1 protein-coding gene is annotated in these 281 nt (G+C 44.5%); it reads left to right on the plus strand.

The window, feature by feature from the left end; genetic code table 11:
- On the plus strand, window positions 1-281 hold a 281-nt coding region (locus tag J4G32_RS21465), incomplete at both ends, for a sodium:solute symporter family transporter (protein ID WP_210497778.1).

Here is a 281-nt window from a genome sequence, read left to right on the forward strand (position 1 = left end):
CGATTATTTTCGCGGTGGTGGCCGGGTTCCTGGTTGGGCGGCTGGGGTCAGTGTATTTGCTACTACGTTAAGCTCAATTACATTTATGTCAATTCCTGCCAAAGCGTTTACTTCCGACTGGACGTTTATCATTGGTCAGTATCTGGCTATCGCAATTTTACCGCTGGTTTTTTATTTCTATATTCCGTTTTTTCGGAAATTGAAAGTCACATCAGCCTATGAATATCTCGAAGCACGGTTCGATGTGCGCTGCCGTCTATTCGCCAGCATGTCATTTATGT

The sequence above is a fragment of the Microvirga antarctica genome, assembly GCF_017921815.1.
Taxonomy (GTDB): domain Bacteria; phylum Pseudomonadota; class Alphaproteobacteria; order Rhizobiales; family Beijerinckiaceae; genus Microvirga; species Microvirga antarctica.